Annotated in this window: 19 protein-coding genes and 1 tRNA gene; 8 read left to right on the top strand and 12 right to left on the bottom strand. The window is 67.7% G+C overall.

Annotation, left to right across the window (positions count from 1 at the left end; genetic code table 11):
- Positions 1-45: 45 nt before the first annotated feature.
- The 5 genes from BRADO_RS17410 to BRADO_RS17390 form a co-directional block, all read right to left on the bottom strand.
- Positions 46-1,284 carry a DUF1501 domain-containing protein gene (locus BRADO_RS17410; RefSeq protein WP_041756642.1) on the bottom strand — a complete coding sequence of 413 codons (1,239 nt, stop codon included), beginning with the start codon at positions 1,282-1,284 and terminating at the stop codon, positions 46-48.
- A gap of 2 nt (positions 1,285-1,286) precedes the next feature.
- Positions 1,287-2,732: a DUF1800 family protein gene (locus BRADO_RS17405; RefSeq protein ID WP_011926641.1), complete on the bottom strand. Its 1,446-nt coding sequence runs from the start codon at positions 2,730-2,732 to the stop codon at positions 1,287-1,289.
- Between the two features lie 137 nt (positions 2,733-2,869).
- On the bottom strand, positions 2,870-5,404 hold the full coding sequence (locus BRADO_RS17400) for a M56 family metallopeptidase (protein WP_041756640.1): 2,535 nt from the start codon (positions 5,402-5,404) through the stop codon (positions 2,870-2,872).
- Positions 5,404-5,820 carry a BlaI/MecI/CopY family transcriptional regulator gene (locus BRADO_RS17395; RefSeq protein ID WP_011926639.1) on the bottom strand — a complete coding sequence of 139 codons (417 nt, stop codon included), beginning with the start codon at positions 5,818-5,820 and terminating at the stop codon, positions 5,404-5,406. Before BRADO_RS17395 ends, BRADO_RS17400 begins: the two co-directional genes overlap by 1 nt.
- 140 nt (positions 5,821-5,960) lie before the next feature.
- On the bottom strand, positions 5,961-6,317 hold the full coding sequence (locus tag BRADO_RS17390; RefSeq protein ID WP_011926638.1) for an ArsC family reductase: 357 nt from the start codon (positions 6,315-6,317) through the stop codon (positions 5,961-5,963).
- 218 nt (positions 6,318-6,535) lie between these two features.
- Between BRADO_RS17390 and BRADO_RS17385 the strand changes: the two genes are divergently transcribed.
- Entirely contained in the window at positions 6,536-6,736 is a 201-nt protein-coding gene (locus BRADO_RS17385) for a hypothetical protein (protein ID WP_011926637.1), read from the top strand.
- Between the two features lie 120 nt (positions 6,737-6,856).
- Here the strand turns inward: BRADO_RS17385 and BRADO_RS17380 are convergent, their stop codons facing one another.
- From BRADO_RS17380 to BRADO_RS17370, 3 genes are all read right to left on the bottom strand, one after another.
- Positions 6,857-7,447, bottom strand: a complete 591-nt coding sequence (locus BRADO_RS17380; protein WP_011926636.1) for a hypothetical protein — start codon at positions 7,445-7,447, stop codon at positions 6,857-6,859.
- A gap of 106 nt (positions 7,448-7,553) precedes the next feature.
- Complete coding sequence (locus BRADO_RS17375) at positions 7,554-8,528, bottom strand: oxygenase MpaB family protein (RefSeq protein WP_011926635.1); 975 nt, start codon at positions 8,526-8,528, stop codon at positions 7,554-7,556.
- The gene (locus BRADO_RS17370) at positions 8,525-9,229 is read right to left on the bottom strand and encodes a glutathione S-transferase family protein (RefSeq protein ID WP_041756638.1); all 705 of its coding nucleotides are present in this window, start codon (positions 9,227-9,229) and stop codon (positions 8,525-8,527) included. Before BRADO_RS17370 ends, BRADO_RS17375 begins: the two co-directional genes overlap by 4 nt.
- Positions 9,230-9,557: 328 nt before the next feature.
- On the opposite strand from BRADO_RS17370, the gene BRADO_RS35785 reads away from it, so the two are divergent.
- Complete coding sequence (locus tag BRADO_RS35785) at positions 9,558-9,710, top strand: hypothetical protein (protein WP_244422837.1); 153 nt, start codon at positions 9,558-9,560, stop codon at positions 9,708-9,710.
- Positions 9,711-9,712: 2 nt separating this feature from the next.
- Here the strand turns inward: BRADO_RS35785 and BRADO_RS17360 are convergent, their stop codons facing one another.
- A complete protein-coding gene (locus BRADO_RS17360) occupies positions 9,713-9,940 on the bottom strand; it encodes a hypothetical protein (RefSeq protein WP_011926632.1) in 228 nt (75 codons plus the stop codon).
- Positions 9,941-10,019: 79 nt separating this feature from the next.
- Positions 10,020-11,102 (bottom strand): nitroreductase family protein, encoded by a 1,083-nt coding sequence (locus tag BRADO_RS17355; protein WP_011926631.1) that lies wholly within the window; start codon positions 11,100-11,102, stop codon positions 10,020-10,022.
- Between the two features lie 1,155 nt (positions 11,103-12,257).
- Here BRADO_RS17355 and BRADO_RS17350 point away from each other — a divergent pair.
- The 4 genes from BRADO_RS17350 (at position 12,258) to BRADO_RS17335 (ending at position 18,083) form a co-directional block, all read left to right on the top strand.
- Positions 12,258-12,329, top strand: a tRNA-OTHER gene (locus BRADO_RS17350).
- 176 nt (positions 12,330-12,505) lie between these two features.
- The gene (locus BRADO_RS17345) at positions 12,506-13,846 is read left to right on the top strand and encodes a TROVE domain-containing protein (RefSeq protein ID WP_041757572.1); all 1,341 of its coding nucleotides are present in this window, start codon (positions 12,506-12,508) and stop codon (positions 13,844-13,846) included.
- 290 nt (positions 13,847-14,136) lie between these two features.
- The gene (locus BRADO_RS17340; RefSeq protein ID WP_041756637.1) at positions 14,137-15,516 is read left to right on the top strand and encodes a 3' terminal RNA ribose 2'-O-methyltransferase Hen1; all 1,380 of its coding nucleotides are present in this window, start codon (positions 14,137-14,139) and stop codon (positions 15,514-15,516) included.
- A gap of 8 nt (positions 15,517-15,524) precedes the next feature.
- Positions 15,525-18,083 carry a polynucleotide kinase-phosphatase gene (locus BRADO_RS17335; protein WP_011926627.1) on the top strand — a complete coding sequence of 853 codons (2,559 nt, stop codon included), beginning with the start codon at positions 15,525-15,527 and terminating at the stop codon, positions 18,081-18,083.
- Between the two features lie 9 nt (positions 18,084-18,092).
- Here BRADO_RS17335 and BRADO_RS17330 read toward each other — a convergent pair whose 3' ends face one another.
- Both BRADO_RS17330 and BRADO_RS17325 read right to left on the bottom strand, forming a co-directional pair.
- Entirely contained in the window at positions 18,093-18,398 is a 306-nt protein-coding gene (locus BRADO_RS17330; protein ID WP_041756635.1) for a hypothetical protein, read from the bottom strand.
- A gap of 93 nt (positions 18,399-18,491) precedes the next feature.
- Entirely contained in the window at positions 18,492-19,403 is a 912-nt protein-coding gene (locus BRADO_RS17325) for a LysR family transcriptional regulator (protein ID WP_011926625.1), read from the bottom strand.
- Positions 19,404-19,533: 130 nt separating this feature from the next.
- On the opposite strand from BRADO_RS17325, the gene BRADO_RS17320 reads away from it, so the two are divergent.
- Both BRADO_RS17320 and BRADO_RS17315 read left to right on the top strand, forming a co-directional pair.
- Positions 19,534-20,301 (top strand): enoyl-CoA hydratase/isomerase family protein, encoded by a 768-nt coding sequence (locus BRADO_RS17320; RefSeq protein ID WP_011926624.1) that lies wholly within the window; start codon positions 19,534-19,536, stop codon positions 20,299-20,301.
- Positions 20,302-20,560: 259 nt separating this feature from the next.
- Complete coding sequence (locus BRADO_RS17315; RefSeq protein ID WP_011926623.1) at positions 20,561-21,217, top strand: peroxiredoxin-like family protein; 657 nt, start codon at positions 20,561-20,563, stop codon at positions 21,215-21,217.
- The last annotated feature ends 1 nt before the right edge of the window (position 21,218 follow it).

Raw genomic sequence — 21,218 nt, 5'->3', positions numbered from 1 at the left:
GTTGAATGCTCGATACGGCGCCCGGTTCGAGCCGAACTGGCCGGATCAGATCAGCAGCCCCGGCATGGCCGCGACGTCGGCGCTGCCTGGGAAGATTCGCGTCGCAAGTGCGATGTCATCGACACGGAGGTGATCCTTCAACAGCCCCTTGAGCACGGCCCTGAGGTCGATGGTCGGACGCAGATCGCGCTGCTCATGGAGTTGCGCGAGCTTGAGCCCCGGCCAGTCGGCGATCACACGGCCGCCCTTCACCGCGCCGCCGGCAAGGAAAGCCACCGTGCCGGTGCCGTGATCGGTGCCGTTGGTGCCGTTGATATGGGCGGTGCGACCGAACTCGGTGATGACGGCGACGACGGTCTCGCTCCAGGCCGGACCCATCGCGGTCTCGATCGCCGCGATCGCGCCGTCGAGCGCGCCGAGCAGATTGGCAAGCTGACCGCCGCCGGCGCCCTCGTTGATGTGCGTGTCCCAGCCATTGAAGCCGAGCGCGCCGACGCGCGGACCGTCGGCCCGTGCCAGGAAGCGTCCCGCGGCTCCGGCCGTGTCCGCGAAGAAGGCCCGTACGCGGGCGAAGCCGGGCAGCGCCACGTCCGGCTCCTCCTCGATCATCGCCGGGCTTCCGCTGATCGAAGCCAGCTTCAGCCGGGACTCCATCGCCGCGGCGAGCTTGGCGTCGGTGTGGCTGTAGAGATCGAGCAGCCGCATCTGCGTGTCGTCGCTGGCGGGCAGCACCCGTTGCGGCGCCCAGGATAGCACCGGCGCGCGACCGCGCACCACCAGCGGCGTCACCGCGCCGATGCCGAGCACGCGGCTGCCATTGGTGTTGACGCGGCCGTCTGAATCGAGCTCGGCCAGCGCGCGGTTGAGCCAGCCGCTGTCGGTCGTGCCCGGGCGCAGCATGCCGCTCTCCAACACGTCCTGGCCGTCGAAATGCGAGCGATCGCGATACGGCGTTGCCGTGGCGTGCACGATCGCCGCCTGCCCCGCGCCATAGAGCCGGTGCAGTTGGGGCATCGCCGGATTGAGCGCAAAAAACCCGTCGAGTGGCAACGCCGCCGGCTTGCCATCGAGCAGTAGCGCGCGATCGCCGCGCAGCGCCACCCAGTCGGGATCGCCGACCGGCGCCACCGCGCCGAGCCCATCGAGCGCGCCGCGCAGCACGATCACGAGCAGCCGCGGATCACGCCCCTCGGCGCGCGCCAGCCGTGGCATCTGGCTCCAGGCGAACAATGCGCCGGAGCCGCGCAGCACGTCGCGCCGGCTCGGCAGATGAATGCGGCCCATGCTCACCTCCTCTGGAAATCGGCCGACATGAACAGCAGCACCAGGGCCTGCTGGCGGCTCTCGGCGCGGGCGACCGCCTGCGTCAGTTCGGACGACACGCAGGAATGCAGCACGGTCTCGGTGACGAATTGCGGATCGACCGCGCCGCTGATGCGCTCGGCAAAGATGTTGGCGATGTCGATGCGCCGGCCGAGGCCGTCGATCCAGCTCGGCTCGTCATCGGCGTATCCCTTCGGCGACGAGGGACGCCACAGCGGCTCGCCGAGCAGCCGCTGTCCCTGCGTGAAGCGCAGGCCGTCGAGGCGGGTGATCCCGGCGGCGCGCACCATGGCCACGCCCCACTCGCTCGGCCGCCTCAGCTTGGTCGGCGGCAGAGACCAGGCCGCGGGCGCCGCGACCATCGCCTTGGCCGTTTCCTTGAGATCACCAGCGGTATCTCGAAACACGCCGGCCAGCGCGTCAACCAGCTCCTGAGGCGGCTGATCGGCGATGAAATGACGGGCCAGCTTGCCGGCCACATGCGTCGCCGTGGCCGGATGAGCGGCGAGATCCCGCAAGACAGCGCGCCCCTGCTCCACGCCTTCATCCGCATAGCTCTTCCCCAGCACACTCTGCGCGCCCGGCTCGTGCAGGCGCGGGTTGAAGATGAACTCGCCACCCCGTTCCGGATCGGCGCCGGGCGCGAGCAGCGTCCAGCCGGTCAGGATGTTGGCGAAGGCGATGACGTCGTCCTGACCGTAGCCGCTGCGGACTCCGAGCGTGTGCAGCTCCAGGATCTCGCGCGCGAGATTTTCGTTGAGGCCGAGGCTGCGGTTCAGGCCGGCGATCGAGCTCGCGCCCATCGACACCGTGTTGTCGAGGTAGAAAAGCATCGCCGGATGGCTCTCGACGGCGAGCAGCAGGTCGCTGAAGCGGCCGAGCACATGCGGACGGATTGCTTCGCGCTCATAGGCGCCGGACATGCTCTGAATCTTGTCCGCGGAGATGCAGAAATGGTTGGACCAGAACCACACCAGCCGCTCGGCGAAGCCGATCTCGGCCATCAGCGCCGCCTCGGTCCGCGCCTTGGCCTCGTCGAGATAGAACTGACGGCCGGGATCGGGCACCGCCTCGGCGGCTGCCTTGGCATCTGCATCGGCCTGGGTTTCGCTCGCCGCCGGCGGTGCCATCGCGGCGGCGGCGACCTGCTGCTTTTTTGCCTCCTCCCGCGCCTTTCGGGCAGCCATCGTCTTGGCCTGCCGCCGCGCATTGGCCTCGTTGACGACGCGGAACGCCTTCGCCGCGTTCGGAAGCGCGGCGGCGCTGTCGAGGCTCACCACGTGGCGGTCGAGATCTTCCAGCAGCGCGCCTCTGGGATCCGATGCGATGGCGGCGATCGAACCCGGCCGCGGCCCCATCCCGAAGCGGTTCAGCGCCAGCAGCGCGTCAGCCTTGCTCGAGCTCACCACGGCCGCACCCCTTGATGACGAAACGTAACGCTACATACCGTAGCATTACGGGGCGAGCCGTTCAAGCCGAGATTGTGTTCATCATCCTCGACACCGTCGTACGGCCGAGCACGCCGGCGCGTCTCGGCCGCCTGCGATCAGAACGAGGGTCCGAGCGCGATGCGGCCGATGCGGCCGTTGCGCGCGAGACCGATGCGCCACTCGGCGGTCCCGTTGACGAAATGAACCATGTAGATGTCGTTATCGAGTCCCGACACGCCGCGAAAGCTCACGGCCCTGATCTCGCCGAGCCGGGCCAAAATCGCCTGGTTCATCGACAATTGCTGCCGTGTCCAGGTCGCGACCTCCGGCGTCATCCGCCCGTAATCGGGCTCGCCGCGCACCACGCCAGAGATGTAGTCGCGCAGCTTTTCCTCGGTGTCGGGCAGCGGTGCCGACCGCTGCGCACCGAAACGATCGGACGCCTCACCGGGCCGTGCGATCTCGACGGTGTGGAAGCGCGTGCGCCGCCCCGGCAGGATGATCTCGAGGCAGCGGCCCGACGCATCGGTCACCACCCAGGGGCTGCCGATCTCGGTGGTGAAGAATGACGACTGGTCGTCGCCGACCACCGCATGCGCGATGCGCCGGCCGTTCCCGTCCAGCCGGTTCAGCTGAATCTGCTGGCGGCTTGCATTGTAGATGGTGAGCCGGATCGGCGTCGCATCCGGCCGCGCACGGAGCGAGGACTCGCTGGTGCAAGCGAGCACCTCGCCTGGCGCCTGGTTGCCGTCGGGACGGAAGATCACGTCGTCGGCCTTGCCATCGGGCGTCATCAGCAGGCGGAACTCCGCGCTGCCATTAGCGAATTTGACGCCATAGATGTCGTAGCCGCCGGCGCCGACGCCGCGGAAGAAGATCGTCTCGACCTCGCCCAGCGTCTTGAAAGTCGTCTGCAGCCAGCTCGCGTGCTGACGGATGTTGGCAGCCATCGACGCCGTCATCAGCGCGTAGTTTGGCTCGCCACGCCTGAGATCGGCGATGCCGCGCAGCACCATCTCGCGGCTGCCGGGGCTCGGGACCTGCTCACGGAAGCGCTCCGGCACCTCGGCCATGCGGCGTGCGAAGGTCTCCTCGATCCGCCTGGCCTTGTCCTCGTCGATCCGGCGCGCCACCCGGGCGCCGAGCAGCGGGTCCTGCAGCAGAACCCGGCTCACACGGCCCTTGCCGTCGCGCAGGAACAGCACGAGCTCGCCGCCATTGCCGGCGAAGGAGTCGGTGCAGTCGGAGGTGACGGCGAAGCCGCCGCGCCCGGTCTCCGACATCTGCAACCCCGCGACCGCGGGGCTGACCGTCAGGACGCGGCTGCTGTTGAGTTCGTAGAGGCCCGCATAGTCCTCGCCGGCGACGTTTTCGACCTGGGCGGCGCACGGAGCGAACTCGGCGATCCGCGCCGCCTTCATGTCGCGTTCGAGCTGATGCAGCACCAGCTCGCGCGGCGCTGGTTCGTCCATCATGAAGCTGAGCAGGCCGAGACTGTCGGCGTAGTCGTAACGGCCGGGCTCGGCGGAAGCGAGCCGCAGCTGCGGCGCTCCCGTCAGTTGGCCGAACAGCGCACCGCCGTGTCGCGACACCGTGAAGACGCCCCGCGCCCCCGCCGCATAGAATGCGACATGATCGGCGCGCCCCGTTGCGCCGGCGGCATCGTCGGCGCCGGGCACCGCCTTGGCCATTGCGAGATCGCTGCGCGTCGCGATCGCCAATCCGGACAGCACCGCGAACGGCATCAGCAGCACGGCCAGCGCGATCCGGCGGCGGGGCGCGAGCGCCGGCAGCGCGGCGGCATCCGAGAGGATCCGCTCGATCCGCGCCATCACGGTCGACGGCCGCGCCATCTCCAGCGCCGCCAGGCGGCCTCGCGGCGCCTGGACGATGTCGAGCAGAATCTCGGCGTAGGACACCCTGTCGTCCAAGGCCGCAATCGCGCTGACGTCGCTGATCATCTCGGCGAGATCGGCCAGCCGCCGGTGATGCCACCAGGCGAAGGGGCTGAACCAAAATATGGCACGGTTGACGGCGGCGAGCGTCAGCACATGGAAGTCCCGGCTGGCGATGTGCGAGGCTTCATGCGCCAGGACGGCGCGCTGCTTGCGCGCGTCCCAGGACAGCCAATCCGGCGGCACCAACACGGTGGAGCCAATGGTGACAGGGCTCGTGATCGCATCGCTCAGACGCAGCTTCAGCGCGCCGCCAGCGAGCGGCCGGGCCCGGCGCACCAGCCGCCAGCTCAGAGCCAGGCCCATCGCCAGACGCAGCAACATGAGGCCCGCGACGCCGGCATAGGCCAGCGTCGCAGCGGCCGCGAGCTCCGCCGCGCGCGTGGCCGGAACCGGCTCCGGCTGGGCCATGGGGATGTCCTCGGCGATGGGCGCGAGCGGAATCGTGGCAGGCGCCCGGGCGCCCTCGTCCGGGAGCCAGCCGGAGGACGCGGCCGGCGCGATTGCCGGCTGGACGGTGATCGTGACCGTGCTCCAATGCATCGCGAGTGGCATGGCCAGCGACGAAAGCAGCACGACCAGCCAAGCCGTCATCTGCAGTTGCGGATGGCGGACGCGGCACAGCCACAGAGCAAGCCCGACGACGCCTCCCAGCAAGACCGTGCGCAGTGCCGCTTCAGCCACAACCGCGAGCATTATTTCCCTCCGCCCGTTGACCTTCCTGTCGGCTTGCCTGGCTTGTTCGATTTGGCCTTCGCGATCTGGTCGGCGAGCGCCTGCAACTGGCGCTGGTCGAGCATCGCGTTGTCGACCATGCCGACCAGCACCTCCTCGACCGACCCGTTGCAGAACCAATCGACGATGCGCTGCACCGCCTTGGCGGCGACCCGCGCCCGCGGCTCCGCCGCGCTATAGACATAGGTGCGCCCGTCGACCGTGTGGGTCACATAGGCCTTGTCCTCGAGCCGGCGCAGCACCGTGCGCACGGTCGATTCTTTCAGTTTGCGCGACAGATTCTCCCGAACCGTCTCGGCGGTGACCGGACCATGCTCCCAGACCAGTTGCATGACCTCGCGTTCGAGGTCGCCGAGTTCGGGGAGGCTCGCGTCCATGATCCGTCCTTGCGTTGAGCGCTGTAACGCTACAGATTGTCGCTCAATCACAGGTTTCCGGCAACAGGTTTCCGCAGCGCGTTGCCTCGCGACCCACAAAGGGGGGACAGCGGGCGGCGGATCCGACAATCCCCGGGGCGCTATTTCGCGGCCTTAACCTCCTTCGCGTAAGTATCCGGCTTGAAGCCGACCACGCGCTTGCCGCCGAGGTCGAGCACCGGGCGCTTGATCATCGAAGGCTGCGCCACCATCAGCGCGATCGCCCTGCTCTCGGTGAGCCCCTCCTTGTCGGCGTCGGGAAGTTTCTTGAACGTCGTGCCGGCGCGATTGAGCAGCACCTCCCAGCCGAGTTCGTCGCTCCAGGCCTTGAGCTTCGCCTTGTCGATTCCTGCGGTCTTGTAGTCGTGGAAGTCGTAGGCAATGCCATGCTCGTCGAGCCAGGCGCGCGCCTTCTTCATCGTGTCGCAGGTCTTGATTCCGTAGATCGTGATGCTCATGCCAGCCGTCCTCAACCCTTCGTGTGCGACTGCAGCGAATGTCTCATGTTGCGACAATCGGACCCGCATTTTGCAGTGCGATTCACTCGCTTTTGATGCGGACAGCCCGCGCGTTCCACAGTCGGAATTCATACGGAGCTTTGCCATGAAAGTGTCGGCTGAGCATTACATTTTCTTCGCATCCCCGGCGTATCTGGCGCGCGAACAGGAGACCGCGAATGGGCAAGATCATGGTGCGTTGTCCGCAGACCGGCCGCAGCATCGAGACAGGGATGGACATGGATGCCGAGCGCTTTCAGCGCATGCCCGTGTTCTTCTCGCGCGCCTACTGCCCGCACTGCCGAACCTATCATGAATGGTTCGCCGCCCATGCCTGGGTGGTAGAAAGCCGCGACCGAGAGCGGATTGCCCTGGTCTGATCAGAGCATGCAATACAAAATGCCAGGCGTGATCCGGGCCTGATCGTCGATCTGCAGATCCGGGCGGCGATGTCGGGATGGGATGGGCCACGAGCCATCCTCGCTAAGCTCGCAGCCGCCTCACTCATCCACCGGATCGCTTTTCAGCGGCTTGGCGGAGTCGCCGGGCATCAGGCAGGGATGAAGCTCGTTGAACACGAAGCCGGTTCCGCCGGCGGCGCGATCGAACCGCAGCACGACGTCGAAGCGCTTGTGCGACCAATGCGTCGGCAATTGGCCGGCATTGCTGACCGGAAGCCGCGGCAGGATGCCGGAGATGATCGCCTTGTGCTCCCACGCCACCAGCACCGTGCCGGACAGCGGCAACAGCGCATCGACCAGCGCCGCCTCCTGCCCCTTTGCAAATGTCGTGTTCGGCCTGGCGAGCCCGATGCGCGCGGCCAGATCGAGCACCGTTTCGTACGGCCGGCGGCTCGGGTCCGAGCTGTCCTTGGTCGTGTCGGGATCGGCGGCGTAGATCGCCTGTGGTGTCGGATAGTCGGCGCCGCCCAAGCCGCTGCCGAACAGCGCGGTCCAGGCCCCTGCCCGCTCCCAGCCTGATATCACCAGCGATTTCGAATCGTCCTTGCCCTTATGCGTCAGGCCGGGGCCGGTCGCGTCGCCATCCGGCTTTTCGGCGTGGCGGATGATCAGAAGTGTGAGCGCATTCACGGTATCCTCCGCATGCAGACGGCGTCTTCGATGCCGACGGCCAACAGGCTAGTGTTCACCCGGAGACCGTCCTATGAACTCGTTCACAGGTTGCACGCGGAAGTCTTCAGCCGGCCGCGCTGCGCTGCGGCGCTCTGGCGCCTGCTGCTGGCATCATGGGCTGTCCGATCCAGGCGCGGTTGAGCAGCCGCGTGATTGACGGACACGGCTCGCCGCGGATGCGTGCCATCGCTTCCTGATAGGGACCGACGGTTCGTAGCCGGTCCGGCAACGCCGCGTAGGCCCGCGGCAGCCAGATGCGCGCCCGCGAGGCGCTTCGGCGCTCACGTGCGCCGTATGGCAGGTCAAATGCGAGGCGCAGCCGCTCCGGCAGCATCTCGGCCGTCAGCGCGGTGAACCAGCGCGGCGGACCGATCCAGGTCGCCTCGCCCGCGAAGATGCGCTGCGCGATATCGCGCGCCGCCGTACTGACCGTCAGCGTCTCCTGATCCATCATCGCAGCCGTATAGGCCTTGAACGAGGTCCAATCGGACGGCAGCGCCGCGCGCGGAATTCCAAACAGGCCCGCGAAGCGCATCGCCTCGCGCCAATATTGCTCGCGCTCGGCTGGGCTCAGCGGCGGACACAGCAGTCCGTAGGACATCATCGCGGTCTCGACCAGCGTCGCATGAACCCAGCGCAAGGCGTCGACATCGTTGGCGAGGAAGCGCGAGCCGGCTGTGTACGGTCCCGCCGTCTCCGTCATCAGGCCCTCGACCGCGCCGTGGCGCCGGTTGAGCCGCCGCGCCACCGCCACGGCCTGCTCGCGCGTGCCGAACACCATCGTGTAGACGATGCTGAAGGTGCGGTGGAAGCGGCCGAGCGGATCGGCGAACACCTTCGACTGCTCGGCGATGCCGGCCGACACCCAGGGATGGGCGAGCTGCAGCAGCAGCGCGCGGCCGGCGCCGAGAAACAGCGCGGCCTCGCGATGCACCCGCCACATCATGCTATCGGGGCCGACCACGCCACCGCCCGCCACGGCGGGGGCCGACAGCACCTCGTCGAGACAGCGCTCGAAATCGGCCTCGCTGACGATCACGGCCGCTTCGGGATCTCCAGCCCGCGCTGCACCGCCGGCCGCGCCAGGCCGCGCTCCAGCCAGGCCGGCACATGCTTGAGCTCATCGAACGCCACCAGCTCGCGCGCGCCGTAAAAGCCGATCAGGTTGCGCACCCAGCCGAGGCTGGCGATGTCGGCGATCGTGTAGTCGAGATCCATGATCCACTCGCGTCCGCCGAGCCGCGCCTCGAGCACGCTCAGCAGCCGCTTGCTCTCGGCGACGTAACGCTGCAACGGCCGCTTGTCTTCATATTCACGGCCCGCGAACTTGTGAAAGAACCCGAGCTGGCCGAACATCGGCCCGATGCCGCCCATCTGGAAATGCACCCATTGGATGGTCTGCCAGCGCCGCGCCGGATCGGCGGGCAAGAATTTGCCGGTCTTCTCGGCAAGGTATTGCAGGATCGCGCCGGATTCGAACAGGCCGAGCGGCTGGCCGCCGGGTCCGTCCGGATCGATGATCGCGGGGATCTTGCCATTCGGATTGAGCGACAGGAATTCCGGGGTCTTCTGGTCGTCCTTGCCGAAATCGATCGTGTGCGGCTCGTAAGGCAGGCCCGTCTCCTCCAGCATGATCGAGACCTTCACGCCGTTAGGCGTCGGCAGCGAATAGAGCTGGATGCGATCCGGATGCTGCGCCGGCCAGCGCTGGGTGATCGGGAAGCTGGAGAGATCGGACATGGGGGCTGTTGCTCGCCTGTTGCGTGGAGACATCAATCTAAGCCAGGGCAGAGCCGCCGCAAGCCATGAGGGGGAACTCGCTTGGCGGAATCATCTTGTGGTGCAGCACATGTGCAGAGATCCAGCATGAGCAGTGCAACCTACCAGTTGATCGTGCAGGCGATGACGAAGCGGCGGCAGGTGCTGTGCATGTATCGCGGCTTTGCCCGCGCGGTCTGCCCTCGGCCACACCGCAGGCCGCGAGCGGGTCCTCGCTTTCCAGTTCGCAGGCGGCGCGAGCAGCGCCCTGTCGCCGGGCGGTCAATGGACGTGCTTCGACATCGCCGAGATGAGCGAGGTCGAACTGTGCGACGGTCGCTGGCATGCGGGGCGCAGCCACAGTCAACCGCAACATTGCGTTGCCGACGTCGACCTCGATGTGAATCCGGACAGCCCGTCCGGCCCGAAGCGGATCGCGCAGTCGCGCAAGACCAAGCGCTGAGCTTACTGCGGCTCGCGCAGGCGCACGCGCAACAGCGCCGGCAGCTTCGACGTCGCCTCATGCTGCGCGAGCCTGGCGGCGACGCGGCGCATCAGCGAGGACGCGCCCTGCTTCGCCAGCAGCTTCATGCCGCGCGCGCTGAAGTCGACCACCACCTCATGATGGCGCATGCCCTTGCCGCCCTTGACCAGGCCAAGGTCGCGCACCAGGCAATAATGCCCATCGCTCATGCGTGCCAATCGGGTGTTCTCGAACATGCGCTGAAGCAATGCACCGAGTCGCCTCTCCGTCAAGATTGACAGGAACGACTCATGAACTCAGCACGGCATCGACAGGCCGGCGCGGCGAGAATGGCAGCGCGGGCCCGTAGCCAAAGCGAAGCACGAGATCCGGTCGCCGCGTCGTCCCGAGCAGGCGCGCCAGTTCGGGCCGCAACGCGGCAACCTCCACCGGCTGGTTGATGAAGGCGAGCTTCAGCCCGAGTCGCGTCGCCTCGAGCGCGAAGCGCTGGCACGCCTGCCCGACCCTGATCCAATGGGCGGGATCGGCCTGGTCGGCAACAAACACGGCAAGTCCTGCCGATGACGCGATCTGCCGCGCATATCTGTCGTTCTCGGCGGATGCATCGAACAGGCGATCGAAGGCGAAGCCACCCAGCGTCGTCGGCAAGGACGGATTGCCGCTCGCCGCCGCCAACAAGCCGTCGCCCGTCGTCATCGCACTGCGCGGATTGAACCGGATCCAGTCCTTGAGCTCGCGCATGAACGCGATGTCGCGTATCTGCGCGCTGTTGCCGGCCACGACGAGATCGCGGATCGCAGCGATGACAGCGGGCGCCGTAATGATGATGAGGTCGACACCTGCAATGGCCGCAGCAACCTGCAGAGCCGTGAGGTCGCGCGGCGCCACCTCGCGTCCGTCATACTCCGCGCGCGTCGACTGTCGGCGGACGATTGCGGCCAGCAGCGGATCGACGTCATCGCGCCGGCCGCCGGTGAAGTTGTAGCGCACCATCGGACCATCGATGATCAGTTCGCCCGGACGGCCGCTGGCCGCGGCGGCGATCGCGAGGTTGGCCGCCGCACAGCCGAGACTGACATACAGATGATGATCGTCGGGATCGACCACCGGCGTGCGGCGCGACGGGTCGGGCTTGATCGTGATGGCATCGGCTGATGCGGCGAAGCGCCATGGCTGCGTGTTGTGGCCGTTGGCGGCCAGTGTTGCGTAGCGGATCACGTCGGTGATCTCGCCCGACAACGGCGCGCGCAGCCGCGCGCTGTAATCGTCATAGGCGGACATCGATCCGGTCGCGGAGCGCCAGGTGCCCGCGCCGACCGCAGCCGCCGTCAGCGCGCCGCTCGCTCCTAGCAGGATCTGCCGTCGGTTCATGACCACATGCTCGCCGAACTGATGAGGATGAGGATAAACGTGCCTCGTGCCTCCGTGTTGCTTCAGATCAACAGCACCACCTTCGACCAAAATTCTTCGCGAAGCGCCGTTGACAGCAACAACAAACGAGCGTAGGTACCGCGGCCTCGCGGATGACTGCGTCCGCGACAATCACGAGCGAAACGATGTCCTTCGATATAAACATGATCTGCACCGCCAGCGGCTTCGGGCCGTCGGATGGCGCACGCCATGCTCGGGGGAGCGGTCTTGCTTGAGGCAAGATCAACAGTCCGTATCATACGGACCCTCCCGAGCCAGCCGCTCCGGAGGGTTTTTTATTGCCCTCGCGCGAGCGGCCTGCACGGCGAACTCACAAATATCCCGGCAATCAGCCGGAACGGGAGACCCGGATCCCGGGGCTCGCGCTGTCATGCGCGTGCCCAAGAGCGCGGGGCCTGTCGGAGGGAACGAGGCGTCAAGCGCCGGACACCGATGACAGAGCGAGCTTCCCTGGAGCTCGCACCATGCGGCGCCGCCGAGCGCCGCAGACAAGCTATTTGAATGCCCGGCCGCTCGCGGCCGGGTGCTGCTGGTGGTGAAGATCGCGGATCCTTCGCGCCAATGCGGCCACGCGCCGCCTTCGATCGATCGTACCGTGGAATCCGTCAAGCGAGACGGGTGAGTCGCGGGTTGCGGTGAGGCCGATGCCGAGGCTGATGCCAAGCATCATGCCAAGCCTGATGCCAAGCCTGCGTTTCGATCGTCGTATGACCGTGATCGCCCGTTCCCCAGCATGCCATCAACGCCGCCCGGCAACCGCCAGGCGGCCAGGCGGTGGTGAGGATGTCTGTTACTTCGTTGAAACCGAGCGCCCCCTTGGGCAGCAATAGCTGCCCCTTGGGCAGCAACAGCATCGCCCGTTCCCCGCCGAAGACATTGCCGGTCTCTGACCCGCCCCTCATGGTGAAGAGCGCCGCGCCAATTCTGACAATTCCCGGTCAGGTCGTCGCTCGCGGCGCGTCTCGAACCATGAGGCCCCAGCGAGGCCTCGCCCTTCGAGACGTCCGCCTCTGGCGGGCTCCTCAAGGTGAGGTTCGAAACCTTGCTCGTCGCGCGGCGAGACGGAGCTCGGTTCATCCACAATTCTGTTGCCACGCGCCGTGGTGAAGAGTGCTGATACTTCGATTGCTAATCGAGAGGTCGTGGGTTCGAGTCCCACCCGGCGTTCCGTGCGCCGGTAGCTCAGCGGCAGAGCGCTATCCGCTCCACGCGAGTGGAGCGGACCTCAGCATTCGCTCGTTCCCGGCGTGTGGATCTCATCACGCGTGATCTCCCGCGAGGTGACGCGCGTCGGCCGTGTGCCGGCCATCCATCCAACATCAACCCAAACAGAGGAGGCCATCATGGTCAGGCTCAACAAGGTCCTGCGCGCCTTCACCCATGAGGGTGCGCCATCCCGACAGCTCGCGCCGCTCGAGGCGCTGCAGCGTACGCTGATGAGCTGCCTGCTCTGGGAGGACCAGTTCTACGAGGACGGGGTCGCGATCGCCGATCGGATCAAGGTTCTCGTAGCTGCGGTCGAGCCGCGCGAGGCGGCTCGGCTCGCCGTGAGTGCGCGCGAGGAGATGAAGCTGCGGCATGCGCCGCTGCTCGTTGCTCGCGAAATGGCGCGGCTGCCGCAGCACCGCGCGCTGGTGGCCGAGACCCTGGCGCGCATCATCCAGCGGCCGGACGAGATGACCGAGCTGCTCGCAATCTACTGGGCCGACGCGCTCGGTCCGCAGCAGCAGCGCAAGCGGCAGCCGGTCTCGGCGCAGGTCAAGAAGGGGCTGGCGAAGGCGTTCGCAAAGTTCGACGCCTATCAGCTCGCGAAGTATGACCGCGAGGGGCCGGTGCGGCTGCGCGACGTCCTGTTCCTGGTTCACGCCAGGCCCAAGGACGACGCTCAGGAAGCGGTGTGGAAGCAGCTCGTCGACGGCGAGCTGCCCTCGCCCGACACCTGGGAGGTCGCGCTGTCGGCGGGTGCGGACAAGCGTGCGAGCTTCGAGCGGCTGCTTGCCGAGCGGCGGCTTGGAGCGCTTGCGCTGCTGCGCAACCTGCGGCTGATGCTGCAGGCCGGAGTGCCGCGCGACATGATCGCGGAAGCGATCGTGTCGATGCGAACGGACCGGATCCTGCCGTATCGGTTCATCACGGCGGCGCGGCATGCGCCTGATGTCGAGCCCGAGCTCGAGCAGGCGATGCTGCGGTCGATCAAGGGCCATGCGCGGCTCAAGGGCCGCACGCGGCTCCTGATCGACGTCTCCGGCTCGATGTTCGCGGCGCTGTCTGCGAAGTCTGAGATGACGCGCGCGGATGCGGCGTGCGGACTGGCGGTCCTCGCCCGCGAGGTCTGCGACGAGGTGGAGATCTTCACGTTCAGCGACGCTGTCGTGAAGGTGCCGCCGCGGCGTGGCTTCGCGCTGCGCGATACGATCCTCCGGTCGCAGCCGCATTCCGGGACCTATCTCGGCCGGGCGGTCAAGGAGGTCGACCGCAAGGGAGACCGCCTGATCGTCTTCACCGACGAGCAGAGCCACGATGCGGTGCCGGCGCCGAGGGCGCGCGGGACCATGGTGAACGTGGCGTCGTACCAGCACGGGGTCGGTTACGGGCCCTGGACGCGGGTCGACGGCTTCTCCGAGTCCGTGATCGCCTGGATCGCGGCGCAGGAGCAGTCGCTGCGCAGCGCCACGCTGCACTGACGACAAATGACCCGGACGCGTCACAGACGCGCCCGGGTCTCATTGCACAAGGGCTAGGACTCGCTGGTTCAGCATTCTTGTTCACGAGGAGCTGAGCTGCGTGATTGCGCCGTCATTCCGGGGCAATCGTCGATGCATCGAGGCGAAGCGGCGATGCGTTGACGATTGAACCCGAAATCTCGAGATTGTTCAAAACAGACGCAAGACAATGTCGAGATTCCGGGTTCAAGGCCTGTCGGCCTTGCCCCGGAATGACGGTGGTTGTGACTCCCTGGGATTTCCGTGACGCCATGTTTCTCTCGATCGCCACCACCCATCAGCCCGCCACCGATCTCGGCTTCCTGCTCAACAAGCATCCGGACCGGCTGCACGAGTTCGAGCTCACCTCGGGCAAGGCGCTGATCTTCTATCCCGAGGCCAGCGAGGCCCGCTGCGAGGCGGCGCTGGTGCTCGACGTCGATCCGATCGGGCTCGTTCGCGGCAAGGGCCAGAGCGACGGACTGCTCGATCAATATGTCAACGACCGCCCGTATGCCGCGTCTTCGTTCCTGTCGGTGGCGCTCAATAAGGCGTTCCGGACCGCGATGAACGGCGTCAGCAGCGCGCGCCAGGAACTAGCCGACAGCGCGATTCCGCTGGAGGCGGTGGTGACGCCCCTGCCCTTGCGCGGCGGTGAAACCGTGGTGCGCCAGCTGTTCGAGCCGCTCGGCTGGGACGTCTCGCTCACGCCCATTGCGGGTCCCCAAGGCGACACGACCAGCCGCTACGTCCGCCTCACCTTGCGCGGCACCAACAGGCTCAGCGCCCTGCTGAACCACCTCTATGTGCTGATCCCGGTGATGGACGACGCGAAGCATTACTGGGTCGGCGACGAGGAGATCGACAAGCTGCTCAAGCGCGGCGAAGGCTGGCTCGATGCCCATCCGGCCAAGGAGCTGATCGTCCGCCGCTATCTTCGCCATCGCGGCGTGCTCGCGCGTGCGGCGCTGGCGCGGCTCGCACCTGAGACGCAGGACGAGGCGCTGGAGACCGAGACGCAGAGCCAGTCCGAGGAGACGCTGGAGGCGCCGATCCGGCTCAACGATTTGCGCCTCGCCGCCGTCGTCGAAGCTCTGCGCGACAGCGGCGCCCGGACGATCGCCGATCTCGGCTGCGGCGAAGGCAAGCTGCTGCAGCTGTTGCTGCGCGAGCGCTTTGCCGAGCGCCTGATCGGCCTCGATCCCGCCGCGCGCGAGCTGGAGCGCGCGGCCAAGCGGCTCAAGCTCGGCGCGCCCGGCGGCCCGCCCGAGGGACGTGTCACACTGCTGCACGGCTCGCTCACCTATCGCGATGCGCGCTGGGCCGACGCCGATGCGGCCGCGCTGGTCGAGGTGATCGAGCATCTCGATCCCGACCGGCTACCGATGGTGGAGCGTGTCGTGTTCGGCGCGGCGAGGCCGCGCGTGGTCATCGTGACCACGCCGAATGCCGACTACAATGCGCTGTTTCCGAGCCTGCCCGCCGGCCAGTTCCGGCACCGCGACCACCGCTTCGAATGGACGCGCGCCGAATTCGCTGCGTGGGCGCAGCGCGTCTGCGAAACCTTCAATTGCCAGGTCGCCTTCTCCGGCATCGGCCATCACGACGAGACCCTGGGCGCGCCGACACAGATGGCCGTCTTCACCCGCTGAGCACCGTCATGAACATCGACATCCCCGACTTCGCGCTGGTCGTGCTGATCGGCTCGACCGGCTCCGGCAAGTCGACCTTCGCCGCCAAACACTTCCTGCCGACCGAGGTGATCTCCTCGGACCATTGCCGCGCGCTGGTGGCCGATGACGAGACCGACCAGAGCGTCTCGGCCGACGCCTTCGATATCGTCCGCGAGATCGCCGGGCGGCGGCTCAAGCATCGCCGCCTTGCCGTGATCGACGCTACCAATGTGCGTCCCGCCGACCGCAAGGGCTGGGTCGAGCTGGCGCGCAAATGGCATGCGCTGCCGGTCGCGATTGTGTTCGATCCCGGCATCGACATCTGCATCGAACGCAACAGGTCGCGTCCCGAGCGCAGCTTCGGCGGCCCAGTCGTGCAGCGCATGGTCTCGGAGATCCGCCGCGGCCTCGGTGGCCTGCAGCGCGAGGGTTTTCGCCAGGTGTGGAAGCTCGACAGCGTCTCGCGCATCGAGGCCGCGACGATCGCGCGGCAGCCACTGTGGACCGACAAGCGGCACGACACCGGTCCGTTCGACATCATCGGCGACGTTCATGGCTGCGCGAGCGAATTGCAGGCGCTGCTGGCCAGGCTCGGCTATCAGGTCGAGTGGCGCGAGCAGGATGGCCGGCGCGCCGTCACGGTGACGCCGCCGGCAGGCCGCAAGGCTGTGTTCGTCGGCGATCTCGTCGACCGCGGACCACGATCGCCGGACGTGCTGCGCATCGTCATGAGCATGGTCGCGTCCGGCGTGGCCTATGCCGTGCAGGGCAACCATGATCGCAAATTCCAGCGCTGGCTGGCCGGCCGCAAGGTCACGATCGCGCATGGCCTGCAGGACACCATCAACCAGCTCGCGAATGAGGATCGCAGCTTCCGCGACGGCCTGCCCGATTTCCTCGACGGCCTGCGCAGCCATGTCTGGCTCGACGGCGGCCGGCTCGCGGTGGCGCATGCCGGGCTGAAAGAGGAGATGATCGGCCGCGGCTCCGGCGCGGTGCGCGAGTTCGCACTGTATGGCGAGACCACCGGCGAGATCGACGAGTTCGGCCTGCCCGTGCGCGCCGACTGGGCCGCGAACTATCGCGGGCCGACCGCCGTGGTCTATGGCCACACGCCGATGCTGCATGCCGAATGGGTCAACAACACGATCTGCATCGACACCGGCTGCGTGTTCGGCGGACGGCTGACGGCGCTGCGCTGGCCCGAGCGCGAGCTGGTCGAGGTCGAGGCCGAGCGCGTCTGGTGCGAGCCGGTACGGCCGCTCGGCCTGCGCGCAGGCAGCGCCTCCGCGCAGGCCGAAGCGGATCAGCTGCTCGACATCGACGACGTCAGCGGTCGGCGGTGGATCGAGACCACGCTGCGCGGCCGCATGGTCGTCGCCGAGGAGAACGCAGCAGCCGCGCTGGAGGTGATGAGCCGCTTCGCGCTGCCGCCGCAATGGCTGGTCTACCTGCCGCCGACGATGTCGCCGTCGGAGACGAGCGCGCGCGACGGCTGGCTCGAGCGGCCCGAGGAGGCGTTCGCGCATTTCCGCGCGCGCAACGTCGCCGAGGTGGTGTGCGAGGAGAAGCACATGGGCTCGCGCGCCGTCATCGCGCTGTGCAGCAGCGCCGACGTCGCTAACGCGCGGTTCGGCATCACAGGCGCGGAGAGCGGCGCGATCTGGACGCGGACCGGCCGCGCGTTCTTCAACGACGCGGCGATGACCGAGGCATTGCTGGCGCGGCTGCGGAGCGCCGTCGAAAGTGCGGGTCTTTGGCAGGAGCTGCAGACCGACTGGCTGCTGCTCGACGCCGAGATCATGCCGTGGTCGGCCAAGGCCGGCGCCCTGATCGAGAGTCAATACGCACCGGTGGCGGCATCTTCTGTCGCGGGTCTCGACGCCGCATCCGATGCGCTGGCGCGGGCCGCTGCACGCGGCCTCGACGTCACGGCGCTGCGCGACCAGTTCGACGCGCGCGCGGCCCGCGCGCGGCGCTATGGCGCTGCGTGGGCGCCCTATGTCTGGCCGGTCGGCGGGATCGACGATCTCAAGGTCGCGCCGTTCCACCTGCTCGCCAGCGAAGGCCGTGTCTGGTTCGACCAGGATCACGTCTGGCACATGTCGCTGGCCGACCGCCTGGCGGCGGCGGATCCCGTGATCAGGCGCACGCGATGGCGCGTTGTGACTCTGGCCGACGAGACCGCAGTGAACGACGCCACCGCCTGGTGGGAGCAGCTCACGGCCGGCGGCGGCGAGGGCATGGTGGTGAAACCCATGAGCTTCGTCGCGCGCGGGCCGAAGGGCCTGATCCAGCCGGCGCTGAAGGTGCGGGGCGCCGAATATCTGCGCATCATCTACGGCCCGGAATATGATGCGCCCGAGCACATCGCCCGCCTGCGCCAGCGCAAGCTCGAGGGCAAGCGCGCCCTCGCGCTGCGCGAGTTCGCGCTCGGCCACGAGGCGCTGACCCGCTTCGTCGCCCGCGAGCCGTTGCGCCGCGTGCATGAATGCGTGTTCGCCGTGCTGGCTCTCGAAAGCGAGCCGATCGACCCGCGGCTGTGAGGACGGCGCTTATCGCTGGCCGACGCTGCGGGCGCCCGCTTCCTTCAGGACTCCTTCGATGTCGGCGGAGCCCGCGGTGAAGCCACCGACCACCACCTCGATCTCGCCTTCGAGCTCCGGCGCACCTTTCTTGCCGACGCCGGGATGGCCGCTCTCGACGTCGGCGCCGGAGGCTTGCGAGCCGGCGCTGTTGGCCGGACCGGCCGCCCGCACGGACACGTCGGTACGGGCGATGCCGTGATCCTGCACGAGGTGCTCGACGGCAAGCTCGGCCTCACGGCGCGTGGCGAAGTGGCCGATGATCGTATGTTCCATTCCCGTCTCTCCTGGCTTGTCACCGGCGACGCCGGCCGCTCCAGGTCGAACGCATGGCGCAGCACGGCCGTTCCATGCTGCAAGGCTGCGACATCACGCCGTGTAGGACGACAACCGCGCATCGAGCGAGAATTCGTGCGCGAGATGATCGATGATGGCGCGCACCTTCAGCGGCACGAAGCGGCGCGAGGCGTAGACCGCGTGCATCGGCAGCGGCCGCGGCGCGTAGTCTTGCAGCAGCACCTTCACCGCGCCGCTTTCGATCTCCCTGACGAAGGCGAAGGTCGGGATCACGGCGATGCCGAGCCCGCCGAGCACGCCGTCGCGCACAGCCTCCGAATTGTCGGCGCGGTAGCGCCCGCTCACCTCGACCGCGACGGGCCCGTCCTTGCTCTCGAACAGCCACCGATTGCCGGTGGCGAGCCTGGAGTAGACGATGCACTGATGCAAGGCGAGATCGGCCGGCACCTTGGGCGCGCGATGTGCCTTGAGATAGGCGGGCGAAGCCACCGTCACCCGCTGCACCGTGCCGATGCGCCGCGCGATCAGGCCGGGATCCGTGATGTCGCCGACACGGATGGCGACGTCGATGCCCTGCTCCACCAGATCGGCGAAGCCGTCGCTCATGATCAGATCGATCGACACGTCGGGATAGCGCTTCAGGAACGCCGGCAGCCGCGGCACCACATGCAGCCGCCCGAACACCACCGGCGCCGCCAGCCGCAACAGCCCGGAGGGCTTCTGCCGGCGGCGTCCGACGGCGCCCTCCGCCTCCGACACCGCCTCCAGCGCCCGCAGCGCGTGCTCGTAGAACACCCGGCCGTCGTCGGTCAGCGTCAGCGCCCGGGTCGTCCGCGTGAACAGGCGGGTGCGCAGATGCTCCTCCAGCGCGCCGATCTGGCGGCTGATGGTCGGCTGCGTGGTGTTCAACTCGTCGGCGACGGCGGTGAAGCTGCCGGCCTCCACCACCCGCACGAAGGTCCGCATCGGTCCAAGCAGGTCCATCGCTGCCTCTCATACACAAAACGTATGAATGATATCGATCCGACGAGAATTATCCAAGGGCACCGAATGAGCCATGCTCCTCCCATCAGCAACGGCCGGCGCATCGCCGGCAACCGCCACGGAGAGAGCCATGACCCCGTCCTATTTCACCCGCTTCGCCCATCTGCGGCTGACCCGCGATGCCCAGGGCGTGCTCCTGGTCGAGATGCACAGCGACGGCGGGCCGATCCGCTTCGATGCGCGCGACCACACCGAATTTACCGACGCCTTCTATGAGATCGGCCGCGACCGCGACAACAAGATCGTGATCCTGACGGGCGTCGGCGACTACATGGCCGAGATCGACTTCGCGAGCTTCGGCAATGTCGGCGATGCCAACGCCTGGTCGCGGGTCCATGACGAGGGCACGCAGATCCTGGAGAACATCGCCAACATCCGCGTGCCGCTGATCGCCGCGATCGAGGGCCGCGCCCACATCCACACCGAATACGCGCTGTTCGCCGACGTCGTCATTGCCGGCCGCGGCGCCACCTTCCACGATCTGCCGCACTTCGCCGGCGGCATCGTGCCGGGCGACGGCATCTTCACGACCTGGTCGTATCGCGCCGGCGCCGGCCGCGCCCAGGCCTTCCTCCTGAACCCGCAGCCGCTGTCGGCGCAGGAGGCCGCGAACTGGGGCGTCGTCAACCACGTCGTCGACGACGGCACCACGGTCGCCTTCGCCCGCGAGCTCGCCGCGCTCTATCTGCGCCAGCCCGAGGTCACCCGCCGCAACAGCCGCATCCATTTCGTCCAGCCGCTGAAGGAGCGCATCGTCCGCGAGGTCGGCTATGGCCTCGCCCTCGAGGGCGCCAGCGCCAACGCCCTGGTGCAGCAGATGATGGCGGGACAGCGCTGAGTTCGTCCGCTCGATGTGAACCGAGCTCATCCTCAACAACGCTGCGCTCCCTCTCCCCGTTCTTGGGCGCACGTGAGGAGCTTCGCTCGCGCTGAGAGGGCTGGGTTGAGGGGCAGCCGCACGGGACGTGTTCGTCGTCAGACCTGTCCCCCCTCACCCGGATCGCATCTGACGATCCGATCTCTCCCCGCAGGCGGGGAGAGATCCACCACAAGCACGCTTCAATTCCGACGCCACAGCCCGACAAGGACCCGTCATCATGTCTCTGCAATCCGAACTCGACGCCTTCAAATCTGCTTGGACCTCGCGTGTCGGCGACGACATCGCCACGCTGGTCGACACCGACAACGCAGCCCTCCAAGACCTCGCGGACCGCGCCGTCAAGGAAGGCGCCGCCTTCCCCGCCCCCACCCTCCGCAACCACAAAGGCGGCGTCACCGACCTCGGGGCGCTGATGGCGGAGAGCGCGCTGATCGTGACCTTCTACCGCGGCGGCTGGTGTCCCTACTGCAATCTGGAGCTGCGCGCCTACCAGGCGCTGCTGCCTGAGATCACGGCGCGTGGCGCGCGTCTGGTCGCGGTCTCGCCGGAGACGCCGGACAATACCCTGACCACGGCGGAGACGAACGCGCTTCTCTTCGAGGTGCTGTCGGACACCGAGGGACGTCTCGCCGATGCGCTTCGTATCCGCTACGAGCTGACGGCTCCGATCAAGGCGCTGTACCAGAAGTTCGGCCACGACCTGCCGGTGCGCAATGGCGACGGCCGCTGGTCGCTGCCGATGCCCGCGACCTATGTCGTCGCCAAGGGCGGCCGCATCCTGCTTGCGCATGTCAGCCCGGACTATCGCACGCGGCTGGAGCCGGAGGCCGCGCTGGCCGCGCTCACCTCGCCTGCAACGGTCGCCGCCGCCTGAT

The sequence above is a fragment of the Bradyrhizobium sp. ORS 278 genome, assembly GCF_000026145.1.
Taxonomy (GTDB): Bacteria; Pseudomonadota; Alphaproteobacteria; order Rhizobiales; family Xanthobacteraceae; genus Bradyrhizobium.
The sequence above is the reverse complement of the archived record's forward strand: the minus strand, read 5'-3'. Positions and strand labels throughout refer to the sequence as shown.

What these genes read in the sequence shown, in the direction of transcription:
- BRADO_RS17410 (WP_041756642.1), bottom strand. Translation starts at nt 1,284, where the DNA reads ATGGGCCGCATTCATCTGCCGAGCCGGCGCGACGTGCTGCGCGGCTCC.
- BRADO_RS17400 (WP_041756640.1), bottom strand. Translation starts at nt 5,404, where the DNA reads ATGCTCGCGGTTGTGGCTGAAGCGGCACTGCGCACGGTCTTGCTGGGA.
- BRADO_RS17395 (WP_011926639.1), bottom strand. Translation starts at nt 5,820, where the DNA reads ATGGACGCGAGCCTCCCCGAACTCGGCGACCTCGAACGCGAGGTCATG.
- BRADO_RS17390 (WP_011926638.1), bottom strand. Translation starts at nt 6,317, where the DNA reads ATGAGCATCACGATCTACGGAATCAAGACCTGCGACACGATGAAGAAG.
- BRADO_RS17385 (WP_011926637.1), top strand. Translation starts at nt 6,536, where the DNA reads ATGGGCAAGATCATGGTGCGTTGTCCGCAGACCGGCCGCAGCATCGAG.
- BRADO_RS17370 (WP_041756638.1), bottom strand. Translation starts at nt 9,229, where the DNA reads ATGTCCGATCTCTCCAGCTTCCCGATCACCCAGCGCTGGCCGGCGCAG.
- BRADO_RS35785 (WP_244422837.1), top strand. Translation starts at nt 9,558, where the DNA reads ATGAGCGAGGTCGAACTGTGCGACGGTCGCTGGCATGCGGGGCGCAGC.
- BRADO_RS17360 (WP_011926632.1), bottom strand. Translation starts at nt 9,940, where the DNA reads ATGAGCGATGGGCATTATTGCCTGGTGCGCGACCTTGGCCTGGTCAAG.
- BRADO_RS17355 (WP_011926631.1), bottom strand. Translation starts at nt 11,102, where the DNA reads ATGAACCGACGGCAGATCCTGCTAGGAGCGAGCGGCGCGCTGACGGCG.
- BRADO_RS17345 (WP_041757572.1), top strand. Translation starts at nt 12,506, where the DNA reads ATGGTCAGGCTCAACAAGGTCCTGCGCGCCTTCACCCATGAGGGTGCG.
- BRADO_RS17340 (WP_041756637.1), top strand. Translation starts at nt 14,137, where the DNA reads ATGTTTCTCTCGATCGCCACCACCCATCAGCCCGCCACCGATCTCGGC.
- BRADO_RS17335 (WP_011926627.1), top strand. Translation starts at nt 15,525, where the DNA reads ATGAACATCGACATCCCCGACTTCGCGCTGGTCGTGCTGATCGGCTCG.
- BRADO_RS17330 (WP_041756635.1), bottom strand. Translation starts at nt 18,398, where the DNA reads ATGGAACATACGATCATCGGCCACTTCGCCACGCGCCGTGAGGCCGAG.
- BRADO_RS17325 (WP_011926625.1), bottom strand. Translation starts at nt 19,403, where the DNA reads ATGGACCTGCTTGGACCGATGCGGACCTTCGTGCGGGTGGTGGAGGCC.
- BRADO_RS17320 (WP_011926624.1), top strand. Translation starts at nt 19,534, where the DNA reads ATGACCCCGTCCTATTTCACCCGCTTCGCCCATCTGCGGCTGACCCGC.
- BRADO_RS17315 (WP_011926623.1), top strand. Translation starts at nt 20,561, where the DNA reads ATGTCTCTGCAATCCGAACTCGACGCCTTCAAATCTGCTTGGACCTCG.